We start from the raw sequence: 15,481 nt of genomic DNA on the forward strand, positions 1-15,481 counted from the left end.
GACAAAAATGCCGCCGGTGACGGGGGGCAATTATTCGGAAAAACCGTTTGACCGCCGCTTGTCAGCCGAAAGGAAAAACGGCTAATCTGAGACTGTCGCCGCCGCGGTGGGGGACGCAAAGAAAGCCGCAGCAAGAACCGCCAAAACAGAGTCAGCCGTAACAACTCAACGTTGATGGGGTGATCGCATGTTAATGACAGTGATTATTACTCTGGTTGTAATCGTGGGCGTCGGCGCTTTTATGGCGACGCCGGTGATGAGCATGAAGAATGCGGAAGGTGTGGGAGGTGAAGAACCGTGAGAGCAAGAAGATATGCACGCCGCTAAGCGGGGCGAGCGCTAATCGGGAAAGCCTGGGTCAGAAACCCGGGCTTTTTGTTGCGTAACCGCTCAAACGTTTTTCCGCTCGACGGTTTCCTCTCCCCAATAAAGCTGGTCGGCGGTGGTTTTGGCAAAGGCCTTTTCCAACGCCTCATCACTGCCTTCTTCCCAGATTTTCTGCGCCAACACTTCATCGTTCCCTGCCAGCTCAAAAATGGCTTCGGCGATTTCCACCGAAGTTTCACGCACTGTCGCCCAGGATTTCACATTGTGATTCGCCATAACTTTCTCCTGTTGGTTGTGGCTTGCGGGTGGTTTTTACCACCGCCATGCAGCAAGTATAGGCCAATCCGCCGCAGGCTTTTGCCCGCCGGTGCGCAGAATGGGGAAAAAGACGGGGAGTGCGGGCAATGGCGCGGACGCCATGCTATTCTGTGCGGCGTTTGAATCAAGAAGGAAATTTATTATGTCTGACATGCTGAGCAACGAGCAGGAACTGGCTTCCGATCTGGTCGCTTGCCAACTGGTCATCAAACAGATTCTGGACGTTATCGACGTGATTGCGCCGACCGAAGTGCGCGACAAGATGGCGGGTCAGCTCAAAAGCATCGATTTCTCCACGCATCCTGCCGGCGCCGATCCGGTGACCCGCCGAGCGATTGACAAGGCGATTGCGCTGATCGAGATGAAGTTTACCCGCAACTGAGGCGGGGCCGCCGCAAAGCGGCGGCGTCGGGCGGTGGCGGTTAATCCACCACCGTTTCGATTTTCTTGAACAGCGGGCAGTCGGCTATGCCGATGAAACCGTTGTCGCCATTCACGTACTGGGCGATCGCCACGTTGCGCGCCGTCAGGTATTTGCACTGCAACCCTAACCCGCCAACGTTTTTGTTGCTGCCGATCAGCACGCCGTAGCCCGAGATCAAAAAGCCGCCGTAAATGACCGCCAACACCAATACCCACCTAATCAATTTGCTCATCGTATTTCCTCGTTATCCCTGAGGGTTCATCTAGCCACGGCGCCTATGCGAGGGCAAGGGTAACAGTCTGAAAACCGGGCGATAGCCAGAAATCTAAACGGAAAGTTAAACTTCGTTTAACTTCGCTGTGATAACATGCGCGATAGATTACCAAGATAACAATGAGGCTGCTAAATTTGTTGCGAAAAAAAATCCTCGTGATAATGACGGCCGTCGCTGCCTGCCTGTTTTTCTACCTGCTGGCGCTGGACAGCTATTGCGACGATGGTGGAAATTTTGCGTTGGGCATCTGTTCGGTGACCCGCTTCGTGCCCTGGTAAGCAATTTTTGGCAGGGATGTTCGCACGGCCGCCGCGAGTGTTAAGATGGCGGCCTGAATTTCGCAGTAGATAGGGTTGTCCATGTACGATTTAGGTTTTGGCCAGAACGGCCTGTTGTCGCTGGCCCTCGCCGCCGTGGCGTTGCTGGCCGGGCTGTGGCTCTGGTTCCTGGTGAACCGCGCCAGCGTGCGCGCCAATGAGCAGATTCGCCTGCTGCAGGAGATTGCCGAGCAACAACGCCAGCAAACGGCGCTGTTGAAGCGTATGGCGCACCGCGCCGGCGCAGACGGCGCCGCTGCTGCTGACGACGATCTCAACCCCGCGCTGGATTTCAAAGGTTTCATCCCCGAACGTTGAGCATGATGCCCCGGCCGACGGCAGCGTCGCCGGGGCGCCTCAGTAAAACACCATGCCCTGATACGGCTTTTCCCGGCATGCCGCCAGGCGGCTGGCCAAATCGCCGGCATGGATCTCCAATTGATGCCCATCGGGATCGAGAAAATAGAGTGATTCGCCTTCGCTGCGATTGCTTTTCCACTCTTCGACGCCGGCCTGGCGCAACCGCTCGCTGACCTGCTCAATGTGTTCCGGCGCGACGCTGAAGGCGTAATGGGTGTAATCGCGCTCGCGTTGTTGCATGCGCGTTTCATCCAGCGACAGGCATAGCCACAACGGCCCTAACGACAGATAGGCGCCGCCTTGCCAGCGGGCGTGCGGGATAAATCCCAACAGATGCCGATAAAAATCGAAGCTGCGATCGAGATTGCTGACGGCGAGCGTCAGATGGTTAAGGCCGGTCAACATGCATGCGTTCTCCGGGCGCTGAACAGGGAGAAAAGTTTACGCAGACGCTAAGGAAAGATAAAGGGGACAAAGCATTAGTAGAGATAATGTGAAAACCGGCGGCGCTGTCATAAAACTGTCGTACAGGCATCGTAATGTAGCGCGAACCTTACGAAAGATGGATGAAGCCGATGATTAAATGGTACGAAGAAAGCGATGCCGAAGTGAACCGCAGCATTGCGCTGCTGACCGGAGAGAACCCGGACAAGTGGTATCCCTACGGTGGTGTGAAAGGTAAAGATTACTGCAAGAATCCCTCCGATGCCTGGCCGATCATTTGCGCCAACAAAATCAGTCTGAACCCCGATAACCAAAGCGACAGCCCGCAGTGGCAGGCGCGCATGAGCACTCAGGGCGGTGAATGGCAGGCGGACAGCGCCAGTCCGCTGCGCGCGGCGATGATCTGCTTCCTGATGAGCCGACAGGCTAACTGAGTCGAACAATACCGGTGATTGGTAAGAGTTTCTCCTTTTTCTAATAACAGAGCTGTCGTTGGCGGAGGCTGTTTATGAAGCGCATTATCAAAGGTGATAAAAACTTGTCTCATCTGGTGATTGCCCATGCGGCGATCGATCGTCATGCCGAAAGCTTCGGCCAGCGCCGTCAGGGCTGGCCCTCGACCTACCTGATAAAATATCAAAACGATCGCGTGGCGGTGGAAGTGGTCACGCGTAGCCAATCTTATGTCGCCACGCTGATGATCGGCGCGCGCAATCTGACCAAACTGTGCGGTATGCCTGGCTAAACGCTGCCGTTATCCGCTTTCTCGCGGTAAAAAAATCGCGCTCCGGCCTGCCGTCTCGGGGCGCTTCTCCTTGATGCTCACGGGGTTAAGTGTTAAAAAGCCGCCCGCAGATACATTTATTGATTGGTGAAATCTTGGCCGATAGCGGCAAGGGTATACGCCATATGAGGATAAGATGGGCGGTCAGCATCAGGATACTCCGCTAAAACGCGGTTTAAAAAACAGACACATACAGCTTATTGCCCTCGGGGGCGCCATCGGTACCGGTTTATTTCTCGGCATTGCGCAAACCATTAAAATGGCCGGCCCCGCCGTGCTGCTGGGCTACGCCATCGGCGGTTTTATCGCGTTTTTAATCATGCGCCAGCTGGGTGAAATGGTGGTGGAGGAGCCGGTCGCCGGCTCTTTCAGTCACTTTGCCTATAAATACTGGGGCGATTTCGCCGGCTTCCTTTCCGGCTGGAACTACTGGGCAATGTTCATTCTGGTCGGCATGGCGGAATTGACCGCCGTCGGCATCTACATTCAGTACTGGTGGCCGGAGATCCCCACCTGGGCCTCCGCCGCGCTGTTTTTCGTGCTGATCAACCTGATTAACCTGGTGAACGTGCGCCTGTACGGCGAAACCGAGTTCTGGTTCGCCATCATCAAGGTAGTGGCGATTGTCGGCATGATCGTCTTCGGCGCCTGGCTGTTGGCCAGCGGTAACGGCGGGCCGCAGGCCAGCATCACCAACCTCTGGCAGCAGGGCGGCTTTATGCCGCACGGCTTCTCCGGGCTGGTAATGGCGATGGCGGTGATCATGTTCTCGTTCGGCGGGCTGGAGATGGTCGGCATCACCGCGGCGGAAGCCGCCGATCCGCGCCGCAGCATTCCCAAAGCCACCAATCAGGTGGTGTACCGCATCCTGATCTTCTATATCGGCTCGCTGACCGTGCTGCTTTCGCTCTATCCGTGGGGGCAAGTGGTGGAGGGCGGCAGCCCGTTCGTGCTGATCTTCCATGCGCTGAACAGCAATCTGGTGGCAACGGTGCTCAACGTAGTGGTCTTGACCGCCGCGCTGTCGGTTTACAACAGCGGCGTTTATGCCAACAGCCGCATGCTGTTCGGGCTGGCCAGCCAGGGCAATGCGCCGCAGGTGCTGACGCGCGTGAATAAACGCGGCGTGCCGGTGCTGTCCATCGCGCTGTCGGCGTTGATTACTTCGATCGGCGTGCTGATCAACTACCTGATGCCCGGCAAGGCGTTTGAGCTGCTGATGGCGCTGGTGGTGTCAACATTGGTGATCAACTGGGTGATGATCTGCCTGGCGCACCTGAAGTTCCGTGCCGCCAAGAACCGTCAGGGCGTCATTCCGAGCTTTAAGGCGCTGTGGTATCCGTTCGGCAACTATCTGTGCCTGGCGTTCCTCGGCCTGATTTTGGTGATTATGTATTTCAGCGAAGGGATCCGCATTTCGGTGTTGCTGATGCCGGTATGGGTTGCGGTGCTGTGGGGCGGGTTCATGCTGACGCGCCGCAAAGGCGCCAAGCGTTAATCTGCGCGCGGAGGCGTATTGCGCCTCCGCGCTCTTCTCGTCAGCCGCGCGGCATAAAGGCGCGCCCCTCACCGTCACCCCGTCCCAGCAGTTTCCGGCACAGCAGCAGCAGGGTGCTGATGACGTCGATGGCGACTACGCTGAGCATCAGCAGAGTCAGCATGAAGAACCCAAGCAGCGAACCGCCCAGCAGCACCAACGGTGCAGGCACGCGCAGCCGGCGCAGCTTCATGGCGAAATACATTTTCCAGTATTGCTTCTGCGCGAGCAGCGCGCTGCGAATACGACGCCCCAGGCCGATGCCTGATTTGCGGGATGTAGAACGACTCATAACTTCTCCTTTTCTGTATGCCCTACAAGTCAATCACAAAGATCTTAAGAGAGTCTTAACGGGCTCTTGGCGGCCCTGGCTTTCCACTGGAGTGAGACAACAGCATACGGCAAAAGGTCCCGAGATGCAGCGCACGGCTGACAAAGTGCGAGCTTCATCGGGTTTGTTACACTGAAAGTCATGCCCGTGCAGGGCGCTGTGGTCGGGAGAAAAGGCAGGATGAAAAGAATCAACCGTTATTACGACGCGGCCAAGGCGCATCATACGCCGGAGGGATTTCGCAACCTGGAACCTTCGCGGCGTCAGGAGGGCGATCTTCGGCGTTGGCAAGATGAACGCAAGCGACAGGGGCTGCCCAGGCCGCCGCAGCAGGGTTATGCGCAATTTACCCAGCGCTGGTGGCAACCTGCCGATCTCAGTGGCAGCGACGACAGCGTCTGGTGGTTGGGGCATGCCTCGATGCTATTGCGATTGAGTGGCCGCTATATCCTGATCGATCCGGTATTGTCCGAACGTGCATCGCCGCTGAGCTTTTACGGCCCAAAGCGCAGAACGCCGCCGCCGTTGACGGTGGGGCAACTGCCGGCGGTGGATGTGGTGCTGATCTCCCATAACCATTATGACCACCTCGACAGGCGCACGGTGCGGCAATTGGCGCGGCGTTTCCCACAGGCCGAGTTCATCGTGCCGTTGGGGTTGAAGCGCTGGTTTCGCCGCTACCGGCTGAAGGTGCATGAACTGGACTGGTGGCAGAGCCTGTCACTGGGCGAGCTGACGGTCTACGCCACGCCGGCGCGGCACTGGAGCATGCGCACGCTGTGGGATCGCAATCGCTCGCTGTGGTGCGGGTGGGTAATCCACCATCCGGCGCTACGGTTTTATTTTTCCGGCGACAGCGGTTATTCGGAACGGCTGGCGGAGATCGGTCAACGGCTGGGGCCGTTCGACGTGGCTGCGTTGCCGATCGGCGCCTATGCGCCGCGCTGGTTTATGCAGGAGCAGCATATGGATCCGCAGCAGTCGGTGGCGCTGTATCGCGAACTGAATCAGCCGCGAGCCATTCCTATCCATTGGGGAGTATTCGAACTGGCGGATGAATCGCTGGACGAACCGCCGCAGCAGCTGAACCTGGCCCTGAGCGAGGCGGGGTTGGAGCAGCATCAATTCCTCCCGCTGAAGATTGGCGAGCGCATCGCGTTGCAGGGCTCATCGCCTGCGTTACCTAATCACCCGGCGGCGCAGCGGGATGAATAAAGTCAATGGTTTGAAAGCGCAGCTGTAATTAGCAGAATTGATAAGTGCGGGTGGTGATTCAAATAACCCCCGTATTTTCAGGATTTAATTCAACGTTGAACTTTCGTTATTGATAAGATTATTCCGGCTATTGAGGTTAATGACATTCGGATTATTTATGATGAAACCACAGGCAGCGGAAGATGTGCCGGCGCTTTGCATGCTTATGCATCCGTTGTGCAGGGTGGAGACGTTGCCGCCGACCCGTGCGCCGTTCTCGCCCGCGCCGTTTGGCGGCAGGGCGGAAAGCCGATGAGGAATGGGCTTTCCGGCGGTAAATGGTCGGAGGAGCGATGAATAAATTGGCCCCCGTTCATCGATATTCAGATGTTGCATATCAAATTCCATAAAGATTCAAATTTTTTAACGCTATAAGCGGCAAAAAAGCGGAAATGATGAGACGCAAAGGCGTCAATACGATGAAAGTTTTGTTAAAACTCCAGCAGAATGCGGGGTCTGGCGCAGTGATTTTGGCAAGCAGAAAATAGCCGATGCTTCAACATCTTTTGGCCTATTTAAGCAAATGTTGCGCTCGACCGTTTCAAATATGTGCGACATGTCGTTCAGTGATTAAAAATGGCTTGCCATCGCATACAGAGTATGTGATAACGCATCTGGGTAAAACGAGGTACAGTTCTGTATATGTGTGGCATTTTCAGTAAAGAAGTTCTGAGTAAAGACGTTAGCGTTGAATACCGCTTCTCTGCCGATCCTTATCTTAGTGCCTCAAGCAGTAACGACTCTAGTTTGTCTATGTAACGCCCTCGGGCGGTTTAAACAATCCAAAGGAAATACTCAAGATGGCAAAGATCAAAGGTCAAGTTAAGTGGTTCAACGAGTCTAAAGGTTTCGGTTTCATCACCCCGGCTGACGGCAGCAAAGACGTGTTCGTACACTTCTCTGCAATCCAGGGTAACGGCTTCAAAACCCTGGCTGAAGGCCAGAACGTTGAGTTCGAAATCCAAGATGGCCAGAAAGGCCCATCTGCAGTAAACGTTACTGCTATCTAATCAGCGTCAGCTGTACAAAAAGCCCGCCTTCGCGCGGGCTTTTTCGTTTCCGTCATCCGGCGGCGATGATGATGCCGGCGTACTGGTTGCGGCCTTTGATCCCCGGATGCGTCGGATCCTGCGCGCGCCGGTGGCTGTTGCGGCGATAGCTGGTGTATTTGAAGCGCTGCGGTCGCTGTGGGTCGACGTCCGGCGTGCAGATGGTGCAACTGCCGGCGCGGTCAACGGCGGCGAAGCCGAGCGCCGCCAGCTTGTATTCGGCAATTGCGGCCAAATCGAGATGCCGGTAATGCGGGCTGATCAACGTGGCGGGCAGCGGCAGGCGCTGTTTAAAACTCTCCACCAGCGCTTCATCGACTTCGTAGCAGCACGGGCCGGCGGCAGGGCCGATGGAGACGACCCAATCGGCGGTGTCGCCGTCCTGGCGAATGCGTGCTGCCATCTGTTCCAGAATACCGTCCAGCAGCCCGCGCCAGCCGGCGTGCACCGCAGCGATGGCGCCGCCGTCACGGCGGCTGAACAGCACCGGCAAACAGTCCGCCGTCAGTACGCTGAGCAGAATGCCGGGCTGGCGAGTATAGAAACCATCGGCCTCGCCGCATGCCTGCGCCGGCTGCAGCACATCGACGATGCGGGTGCCGTGCACCTGTTTTTTTTCCGGCAGCGTGGCGCTGTAGGGCAGCAGATGCCCGGGCAGCAGCGCGAGTTTGCTGCCGAAGCCGTGCTGAATGTGGGGCACCGCATCGAGCAGCGCGGAACGATCGCTCATAAGTTATGTTCACCTGCATGAGAAAACAGACTCTCAGTGTAGCCAGCTTTTTCCCCGCTTGACCAGATGTTGTTGGCGGCGAAAGCGAGCGGGGATGCGCCTTGCATCAAGCCGACGCCTTCTTTAGACTAGCCGCGCCCTGTCTTTCTGGAAGCCCATTCATGTCTTATCACTGCCCCCTGTGTCATCAACCGCTGCATTTTTCATCACAACACTGGCGTTGTGACGGCAATCATCAGTTCGATCAAGCCAAAGAAGGTTACGTGAATCTGCTGCCGGTGCAGCACAAACGATCGAAGCAGCCGGGAGACAGCGCGGAAATGATGCAGGCACGGCGCGCGTTTCTCGACGGTGGATATTATCAGCCGTTGCAAGCGCAGGTAGCCGAGTGGCTGGATTCGGCGCTGGCGGCCGATGCAGGCGCGTTATTGGACATAGGCTGCGGGGAAGGGTATTACACCGCCGCCGTGGCCGCACGGCTGGCTCAGGAGCGCAATATGGCGGTCTATGGGCTGGACGTCGCCAAGGTGGCGATCCGTTATGGCGCCAAACGTTATCCGGCGGTCTCGTTCTGCGTTGCCTCCAGTCACCGTTTGCCGTTCGCCGACGGGGCGTTGGACGCGGTCTTGCGCATTTATGCGCCTTGCAAGGCGGAGGAGCTGGCGCGGGTAGTGAAGCCGTGCGGCGTGGTGCTGACGGTTTCGCCGGGCCCGCGTCATCTGTACCAGCTGAAAGAGCAGGTGTACCAGCAGGTGCAGCTGCATGCCGAACAGGATGAACAGTTCGACGGATTCGACTGCGAGCGCAAAGAGGCGCTGGCCTATACGATGACCCTACCGGGCGCGCAGGCCGCCAATCTGCTGCAGATGACGCCGTTCGCCTGGCGCGCTACGCCGGAGGTGCAACAGCGGTTGGCCGAGGGCGGCGAGTTTGTGTGCGAGACGGATTTCGTGTTGGCGTTGTACCGACGTCGCGCTTAAGGGGCCTGGAACTCAGAAACAAAAAAACCTGCCGCGGCAGGTTTTTTTTGCAGTTCGGTCGCCTCAGGCCAGGTAGCCGAGGTGCTCCAGCAGGATGTTGACGCCGATGCCGATCAACACCACGCCGCCGAGGATTTCGGCGCGTTTGCCCAGCAGCGGGCCGATAAAGCGGCCGATCATCATGCCCAACGTTGCCATGATCATGGTGGCGCAGCCGATGGCCATTGCGGTGTGCACGATGTTCACCTGCAGGAAGGCCAGACCGACGCCGATCGCCATGGCGTCCAGGCTGGTCGCGATAGCGGTGGCCACCAATATCCAGAAGCCGTGGCGTTTGACCTTCTCTTCTTCGTCGGGCCTGTTGCGCACCCCTTCGACAATCATGCGCATGCCGAGAATGAACAGCAGCGAGAAGGCGACCCAGTGATCCCATTCCATGATGTATTGGCTGGCGAACAGGCCGATGGCCCAACCGATGAGCGGGGTGATTGCTTCGACCACGCCGAAGATTAGGCCGGTGCGGATCGCTTCGCGGAAACGGGGCTGATGCAGACTGGCGCCTTTGCCGATAGAAGCGGCGAACGCATCCATGGACATGCCGAAAGCGAGAATAAGCGTTGCTGAAAGGTTCATGTGAAATAGCCTCGGCCGGGTGGCTCCATATACACGTAACCCACCCCCAACCAAACGACGGAGTTACGTGTCTATGGTCTCGCCAACCTTACCTGGCTGCCCGCACCACGTTTCATACGGCGAAACGAGTATGTTGATACGGGCGTTTCTGGCGCTTTATTCTCCAGAAACCGGCTACTCCCCAATGACGGCGCAACCATACCATATTATTTCCGGTACCGACAACTTTATTCTGGCGCGATTTTTGTTCTTAATTGAGACTCGTTTTCATTAATCTGAGTTCATGCGGGAATATAATGTAGACACGGGTAACAATGTTGCAGAAATAATAGTCAGAAATGAAATGGCGCTGCCGATTAATTATCCACAGACAGCGCAAGGTTTGAGCGAGAATAAAATTAATTTCACTTTATTTATTGATTATCAACGAAAAAATTGTATATCTTCTCCAGGTCATCCAATTGCGTCACCTGAACCAACAGCCGGCGCTGCTCCAGGTCGATGGCCAGAATGCCGTCCTCCGATAAATTCATGGCTTTAATGCGGTTATATTCGACAAAAACATTGGCGAAGAAAAAACCGTGCGCTTTAAACACCATTTTGGGCGAGCGGATATAAGCAATATAGATGGCGAGCAGCGCCAAAGAAATAAGCAGATAAGTGGTTAATAGCGCGCCGTTGGCGGTGACGTTACGGTAAATCAGAATGGCGATCAGGCCGACGAAAATCAGGCTGTCGAGGCGGTTGCGGCGTTTGAGCGGCACTTTGAGCCGCGTTTTGCCTTTCAGCAGATCCATGCCGAATTCGTCGTACAGCGAATACAGCAACAGCAGGGCGATAAACAGCATCAGTACGGCGTCGGTCAGTGACATCTCTTGCTCCACACATAAAAAAGCCGGGGGTTGCCCCCCGGCCGTTTCGAACGATTACAGGCCCAGCAGGCCAATCCAATAGCCAAAGATACCGATGACGAAGAAGCCGATGATGATCCACAGCGCGTTGACTTTCTTGCGCAGCAACCACATACAGGCGAAGGTCAACAGCAGCGGCACCAGGCCCGGCATCAGCTGGTCGAGGATGGTCTGCACCGTGGTGACGTTGGTATGCCCGGTCTGGTCGGTGATCTTGGACACCACCAGCGGGATATTCACGTGCGTCCACTTGTTGACCAACGCGCCCATGACAAACAGGCCGAGAATGGACGCTCCTTCCGTCAGTTTCTGCAGGAAGCCGCCGCCCATGTCGTTGACGATATCCACCCCTTTACGGTAACCGTAGGCCACGCCGTAATAGCGGGTCAGCAGGCGCACCAGGTTGAACAGCACGAAGAACAGGATCGGTCCGAGCAGGCTGCCGCTCATGGCGATGCCCGCCCCAAGCGCGGCGAATACCGGCCGCACGGTGCCCCAGAAGATCGGGTCACCGACGCCCGCCAGCGGCCCCATCAAACCAACCTTGATGCCGTTGATTGCGGCGTCGTCGATCGGTGCGCCGTTGGCGCGTTGCTCTTCCATCGCCATGGTCACGCCGAGCACCGGCGCCGCCACGTAAGGGTGAGTGTTGAAGAACTCCAGGTGACGCTTGATCGCCTGTTTGCGGTCGTCATTGTTTTCCGGATACAGGCGACGGATCACCGGCACCATCGAGAAGCAAAAACCCAGCGCCTGCATGCGTTCGAAGTTCCATGAACCCTGGAACAGGTTCGAGCGCAGGAATACGCCGCGAATATCGGCCGGCGTGAGTTTCTTTTGAGCAGTTGTATCAACCATTTCTCTCACCTATTCCTAGTCGAGTTCGTTATCGAGATCGTTCGCGTTAGCCGGGCCGGCCTGGACAACCTGAGACTTGTTGTATTTCGGGCTGAGCTGGATATACAGCACGGCCATCACCACGCCGATGACGCCGAGCGCCACCAGGTTGAAGTTGGTGAAGGCGGCGGTAACGAAACCTAGATAGAAGAACGGCATCAGGTAGCCGGCGCGCATCATGTTAATCACCATCGCGTAACCGACCACCACGATCATGCCGCCGGCGATGTTCAGGCCGCTGGTGACCACTTCCGGGATCGAGTTTAGCAGGGCGTGCACCCCGGCGGTGCCCACCGAGATGGCGACGATGACCGCCGGGATGGCGATACGCATTGCCTGCAGCAGCAGGGCGCCGACATGGATCCAGCTAATGGCGCGCAGGCTGCCGCGCTCCGCCGCGCTGTCCGCCGCGTGCTGGAAGGCCACGGTGAGGGTTCGCACGATGATGGTTAACACCTGGCCGGCCGCCGCCAGCGGAATGGCCAGGGCGATACCGGCGCCGACGCTTTGCCCGCCGGCGATGACCAGGATGGTCGAGATGATGGACGCCAGGGCGGCATCCGGCGCGACCGCCGCACCGATGTTCATCCAGCCGAGGGCGATCATTTCCAGCGTACCGCCGATGATGATGCCGGTTTTCATATCGCCGAGAATGAAGCCGATCAGGGTACAGGCGACCAGCGGACGGTGGAACTGGAACTCGTCGAGGACGGAACCCATCCCGGCGATACAGGCAACGATAAATATCAGCACAATCTGAAGAGTGGTGATCTCCATTGCACTTCTCCTATGACCAAAAAAGCTCTGAGTAAAATAATCAGCGGCTGGCGCCACTAATTGAGTTTGTTAATCAGGTCCATCATTTTTAGCCGGCTGTCGGACGAGACCTTACGCACCTCCAGCTCGATACCGCGATCGTTCAGTTTCTTAAACGCTTCGATATCTTTTTCATCAACGGAAACGGCGTTGTTCACCTGGGTTTTCCCCTGACGGAACGCCATGCCGCCGATATTGACGGATTGAATATCCACGCCGCCCTCCACCAGACGCCAGACGTCGGTCGGGTTGGTAAACAGCAGCATCACACGGTCGTTGGCGTATTTGGGGTTGTTCCACACGCGGATAGCCTTCGCCACGTCCACCACGTGGGCGGTGACGCCCGGCGGGGCAACCTGAGTCAGCAGGGTTTTGCGTACATGATCGGCGGCGACTTCGTCGCTGACGACGATAATGCGGCTGACGTTGGTCTCTTTGGTCCAGCGGGTGGCGACCTGGCCGTGGATTAAGCGATCATCGATGCGCGCCAGGCCGATTTTCATGTGGTCGTTCGGCCCCAGCGGCGCCTGAGGGGCAGCGGCTTTGGCGACGGGCGCCGCGGGTTTTGCGGGTTCTTCCTGCGGTTTTTTCAGCGCTTTCACGCCTTCTCGGCCGGTTTCCAACGCCAGCGCCACCAGTTCATCGAAAGCGGGGTTGTCGTCCCGCGCCATGAAGGTTTCCACCAGCATCGGGATGTTGACCCCGGTGACGACCTCATAGTTTTCTTTGTCGACCGCAATGCGGCTGGCGGCGTTGAACGGGCTGCCGCCCCAGGTATCCACCAGGAACAGCACGCCGCCGCTGGTATCCAACCCACTGATTTTTTCGTTGTACTTGACGATTAACGTTTCGGCATTCTCACCGGGAACGAAGTCTATAAAGGCGACGTTGTCCTGCTCGCCCAATAGCATCTCCGCCGTTTTCAGCAGTTGTTCCGCTGCAGCCCCGTGTGTGCCGATGATAATAGCTATTGCCACTCGCTACCTCCTCGTTGAACTCCAGGCGCGGTTTGTGTCGTTTCTCCGCGCCGTCTTGGCAGTCACTTCCGCGGTTCAGATACATTATGGTAGAAAAAAAGAAACGCACGCCTAACATTTCTCACGCAGTATCAAATGCCTGTGCGTGATACTTCACGAACGCGAGATTTATTTTAGTGAGTGAAAAAATATTTTTTGTGACGCTGCTCCGCTATTGAATGCTCGGAGAAATCTTAGCTGTCGCAGACGATATGGCGTGGCGTCACCCTAAACCGCCGTTGAAAAAGCCGCTTTGTCCCCCAGAAAAATCCTGATACAGTAATTTCCTCTTTCATCACTAAGGAGTGAAGGGCCTCAGCCCTCCCTATGGACTGTCACCGAAGTAACTGTTTTTCCAGGTTTCACCCGCCACCTGCTGGCGTTGCATATGCTGTTCGGCCCTTCGGCCATCTCCCGGTAATCCCATCCCGTCACTTTGCTATTGTCGACTGCGCCCATGCAGCGGCGGCATCGTCATGTCTGAGCGGCGTGCGCTCATTCCCACTTTTTTCTGGAGTCTGATATGGAATTTTTAATGGACCCCTCTATTTGGGCGGGGTTGCTTACGCTGGTGGTGCTGGAAATCGTGCTGGGCATCGACAACCTGGTGTTCATCGCCATTTTGGCCGACAAGTTGCCGCCGAAGCAGCGCGATAAAGCGCGCATCATCGGCCTGTCGCTGGCATTGCTGATGCGTTTGGGCCTGCTGTCTGTTATCTCCTGGATGGTAACCCTGACCACGCCGCTGTTCAGCGTCGGCGATTTCAGCTTCTCCGGCCGCGATTTGATCCTGCTGTTCGGCGGGGTATTCCTGCTGTTCAAGGCCACCATGGAGCTGCATGAACGGCTGGAAGGGCAGACGCACCAGGATGGCGCCAACCGCGGTTACGCCAAGTTCTGGGCGGTGGTGGTGCAGATCGTGATCCTTGACGCGGTGTTCTCGCTCGATGCGGTGATTACCGCCGTGGGCATGGTGAACGATCTGCCGGTGATGATGGCGGCGGTGGTGATCGCGATGGCGGTGATGCTGCTGGCGTCCAAACCGTTGACCAACTTCGTCAATGCGCACCCGACCATTGTGGTGCTGTGCCTGAGCTTCCTGTTGATGATCGGTCTGAGCCTGATCGCCGAAGGCTTCGGCTTGCATATTCCTAAAGGCTATCTGTACGCCGCGATCGGCTTCTCGATCCTGATTGAATTGTTCAACCAGATCGCGCGTCGCAACTTTATCAAGCATCAGGCGCGTCGCCCGATGCGCGAGCGCACCGCGGAAGCGATCATGCGCCTGATGGGGCAGCAGCGTGCGCAGCAGGCGGACGACGCGGTGGCGTTGCCGAGGGATGAAACCTTTGCGGCGGAAGAGCGTTATATGATCAGCGGCGTGCTGACGCTGGCCTCGCGCTCATTGCGCAGCGTGATGACGCCGCGCACTGACATCTCCTGGGTCGACTGCGAGCGCTCCCGTGATGAGGTGCGCGCACAGTTGCTGGATACGCCGCACAGCCTGTTCCCGGTGTGTCGCGACTCTGTGGATGAGATCGTCGGCGTGGTACGCGCCAAGGATCTGCTGGTGGCGCTGGAGCAAGGGGAAGATATCGCCGAGTTTGCCGCCCGCACGCCGCCGATCGTGGTGCCGGAAACCATGGATGTCATCAAGCTGCTGGCGGTGCTGCGCCGCGCCAAAGGGCGCCTGGTGGTGGTCACCAACGAGTTCGGCGTGGTGCAGGGGCTGGTGACGCCGCTGGATGTGCTGGAAGCGATTGCCGGCGAGTTCCCGGACGAAGATGAAACGCCGGACATCGTGGCGGAAGGCGACGGCTGGCTGGTCAAAGGCGGGACCGACCTGCACTCGCTGGAACAGGCGCTGGCCTGCGATGACCTGGTCAGCCCAACCGCAGACTACGCCACTCTGGCGGGGCTGCTGTTAGCCCACTACGGCCAGATGCCGGTGGTGGGGGACACCATTGAACTGAACCACCTGCGTTTCGATATCGTCGAGGTCTCCGACTATCGCATCGAGTTGGTGCGTGTCACCCGCGTCGTCTTCGACGAACCGGCGCATTCGTAACCCACCCGCCG

22 protein-coding genes and 1 riboswitch are annotated in these 15,481 nt (G+C 57.3%); of the genes, 11 read left to right on the forward strand and 11 right to left on the reverse strand.

Annotation, left to right across the window (positions count from 1 at the left end; genetic code table 11):
- Window positions 1–390: 390 nt before the first annotated feature.
- Window positions 391–603 carry a YccJ family protein gene (locus AC2CGQ_RS05405; RefSeq protein ID WP_004927694.1) on the reverse strand — a complete coding sequence of 71 codons (213 nt, stop codon included), beginning with the start codon at window positions 601–603 and terminating at the stop codon, window positions 391–393.
- A gap of 184 nt (window positions 604–787) precedes the next feature.
- Here AC2CGQ_RS05405 and AC2CGQ_RS05410 point away from each other — a divergent pair, with 184 nt between their 5' ends.
- Window positions 788–1,027 (forward strand): DUF2766 family protein, encoded by a 240-nt coding sequence (locus tag AC2CGQ_RS05410; RefSeq protein ID WP_004927692.1) that lies wholly within the window; start codon window positions 788–790, stop codon window positions 1,025–1,027.
- A 40-nt stretch (window positions 1,028–1,067) separates the two neighbouring features.
- Here AC2CGQ_RS05410 and AC2CGQ_RS05415 read toward each other — a convergent pair whose 3' ends face one another.
- Window positions 1,068–1,301 (reverse strand): YobH family protein, encoded by a 234-nt coding sequence (locus AC2CGQ_RS05415; protein WP_015378166.1) that lies wholly within the window; start codon window positions 1,299–1,301, stop codon window positions 1,068–1,070.
- Window positions 1,302–1,477: 176 nt separating this feature from the next.
- Between AC2CGQ_RS05415 and mgrB the strand changes: the two genes are divergently transcribed.
- Both mgrB and AC2CGQ_RS05425 read left to right on the forward strand, forming a co-directional pair.
- Entirely contained in the window at window positions 1,478–1,621 is a 144-nt protein-coding gene (mgrB, locus tag AC2CGQ_RS05420) for a PhoP/PhoQ regulatory lipoprotein MgrB (RefSeq protein WP_016927395.1), read from the forward strand.
- An 81-nt stretch (window positions 1,622–1,702) separates the two neighbouring features.
- Window positions 1,703–1,978, forward strand: coding sequence for a YebO family protein (locus AC2CGQ_RS05425; protein WP_015378165.1), 276 nt, complete (start codon window positions 1,703–1,705; stop codon window positions 1,976–1,978).
- Window positions 1,979–2,017: 39 nt separating this feature from the next.
- On the opposite strand, the gene fos is transcribed toward AC2CGQ_RS05425, so the two are convergent.
- Entirely contained in the window at window positions 2,018–2,425 is a 408-nt protein-coding gene (gene fos, locus AC2CGQ_RS05430) for a fosfomycin resistance glutathione transferase (RefSeq protein WP_015378164.1), read from the reverse strand.
- 170 nt (window positions 2,426–2,595) lie between these two features.
- Between fos and AC2CGQ_RS05435 the strand changes: the two genes are divergently transcribed.
- The 3 genes from AC2CGQ_RS05435 to AC2CGQ_RS05445 all read left to right on the forward strand — a co-directional run bounded on the left by AC2CGQ_RS05435 (window position 2,596) and on the right by AC2CGQ_RS05445 (window position 4,746).
- Window positions 2,596–2,898 (forward strand): phage protein NinX family protein, encoded by a 303-nt coding sequence (locus AC2CGQ_RS05435; RefSeq protein WP_004927682.1) that lies wholly within the window; start codon window positions 2,596–2,598, stop codon window positions 2,896–2,898.
- Between the two features lie 74 nt (window positions 2,899–2,972).
- A complete protein-coding gene (locus AC2CGQ_RS05440; RefSeq protein WP_004927680.1) occupies window positions 2,973–3,209 on the forward strand; it encodes a DUF4060 family protein in 237 nt (78 codons plus the stop codon).
- Between the two features lie 175 nt (window positions 3,210–3,384).
- Complete coding sequence (locus AC2CGQ_RS05445; protein ID WP_015378163.1) at window positions 3,385–4,746, forward strand: amino acid permease; 1,362 nt, start codon at window positions 3,385–3,387, stop codon at window positions 4,744–4,746.
- A 40-nt stretch (window positions 4,747–4,786) separates the two neighbouring features.
- Here AC2CGQ_RS05445 and AC2CGQ_RS05450 read toward each other — a convergent pair whose 3' ends face one another.
- Complete coding sequence (locus tag AC2CGQ_RS05450) at window positions 4,787–5,077, reverse strand: hypothetical protein (protein WP_015378162.1); 291 nt, start codon at window positions 5,075–5,077, stop codon at window positions 4,787–4,789.
- Window positions 5,078–5,296: 219 nt separating this feature from the next.
- Here AC2CGQ_RS05450 and AC2CGQ_RS05455 point away from each other — a divergent pair, with 219 nt between their 5' ends.
- Window positions 5,297–6,331, forward strand: a complete 1,035-nt coding sequence (locus AC2CGQ_RS05455) for an MBL fold metallo-hydrolase (protein ID WP_015378161.1) — start codon at window positions 5,297–5,299, stop codon at window positions 6,329–6,331.
- 84 nt (window positions 6,332–6,415) lie between these two features.
- Here AC2CGQ_RS05455 and AC2CGQ_RS05460 read toward each other — a convergent pair whose 3' ends face one another.
- On the reverse strand, window positions 6,416–6,706 hold the full coding sequence (locus tag AC2CGQ_RS05460; protein ID WP_130054767.1) for a hypothetical protein: 291 nt from the start codon (window positions 6,704–6,706) through the stop codon (window positions 6,416–6,418).
- Between the two features lie 306 nt (window positions 6,707–7,012).
- Here AC2CGQ_RS05460 and AC2CGQ_RS05465 point away from each other — a divergent pair, with 306 nt between their 5' ends.
- Window positions 7,013–7,129, forward strand: a complete 117-nt coding sequence (locus tag AC2CGQ_RS05465; protein ID WP_002211058.1) for a DUF2627 domain-containing protein — start codon at window positions 7,013–7,015, stop codon at window positions 7,127–7,129.
- 41 nt (window positions 7,130–7,170) lie between these two features.
- On the forward strand, window positions 7,171–7,380 hold the full coding sequence (gene cspE / locus AC2CGQ_RS05470) for a transcription antiterminator/RNA stability regulator CspE (RefSeq protein WP_002221949.1): 210 nt from the start codon (window positions 7,171–7,173) through the stop codon (window positions 7,378–7,380).
- A 52-nt stretch (window positions 7,381–7,432) separates the two neighbouring features.
- Here the strand turns inward: cspE and pgeF are convergent, their stop codons facing one another.
- Window positions 7,433–8,149 (reverse strand): peptidoglycan editing factor PgeF, encoded by a 717-nt coding sequence (gene pgeF / locus AC2CGQ_RS05475; RefSeq protein ID WP_004927619.1) that lies wholly within the window; start codon window positions 8,147–8,149, stop codon window positions 7,433–7,435.
- A 161-nt stretch (window positions 8,150–8,310) separates the two neighbouring features.
- Here pgeF and rlmA point away from each other — a divergent pair, with 161 nt between their 5' ends.
- Window positions 8,311–9,129: a 23S rRNA (guanine(745)-N(1))-methyltransferase gene (rlmA, locus tag AC2CGQ_RS05480; RefSeq protein WP_484593511.1), complete on the forward strand. Its 819-nt coding sequence runs from the start codon at window positions 8,311–8,313 to the stop codon at window positions 9,127–9,129.
- Between the two features lie 63 nt (window positions 9,130–9,192).
- On the opposite strand, the gene mntP is transcribed toward rlmA, so the two are convergent.
- The 5 genes from mntP to manX form a co-directional block, all read right to left on the reverse strand.
- Window positions 9,193–9,762, reverse strand: a complete 570-nt coding sequence (gene mntP, locus AC2CGQ_RS05485; RefSeq protein ID WP_004927615.1) for a manganese efflux pump MntP — start codon at window positions 9,760–9,762, stop codon at window positions 9,193–9,195.
- An 11-nt stretch (window positions 9,763–9,773) separates the two neighbouring features.
- Window positions 9,774–9,957, reverse strand: a riboswitch (yybP-ykoY riboswitch).
- A gap of 218 nt (window positions 9,958–10,175) precedes the next feature.
- Window positions 10,176–10,634, reverse strand: a complete 459-nt coding sequence (locus AC2CGQ_RS05490) for a DUF986 family protein (RefSeq protein WP_060559774.1) — start codon at window positions 10,632–10,634, stop codon at window positions 10,176–10,178.
- 54 nt (window positions 10,635–10,688) lie between these two features.
- Window positions 10,689–11,531, reverse strand: a complete 843-nt coding sequence (locus AC2CGQ_RS05495; protein ID WP_015378157.1) for a PTS mannose transporter subunit IID — start codon at window positions 11,529–11,531, stop codon at window positions 10,689–10,691.
- A 15-nt stretch (window positions 11,532–11,546) separates the two neighbouring features.
- On the reverse strand, window positions 11,547–12,347 hold the full coding sequence (locus tag AC2CGQ_RS05500; protein ID WP_015378156.1) for a PTS mannose/fructose/sorbose transporter subunit IIC: 801 nt from the start codon (window positions 12,345–12,347) through the stop codon (window positions 11,547–11,549).
- A gap of 56 nt (window positions 12,348–12,403) precedes the next feature.
- On the reverse strand, window positions 12,404–13,363 hold the full coding sequence (gene manX, locus AC2CGQ_RS05505) for a PTS mannose transporter subunit IIAB (protein ID WP_004927601.1): 960 nt from the start codon (window positions 13,361–13,363) through the stop codon (window positions 12,404–12,406).
- Window positions 13,364–13,925: 562 nt separating this feature from the next.
- On the opposite strand from manX, the gene AC2CGQ_RS05510 reads away from it, so the two are divergent.
- Window positions 13,926–15,470: a TerC family protein gene (locus tag AC2CGQ_RS05510; RefSeq protein ID WP_088381674.1), complete on the forward strand. Its 1,545-nt coding sequence runs from the start codon at window positions 13,926–13,928 to the stop codon at window positions 15,468–15,470.
- Window positions 15,471–15,481: the final 11 nt, after the last annotated feature.

This window comes from Serratia sp. DFXYC6 (assembly GCF_057196085.1).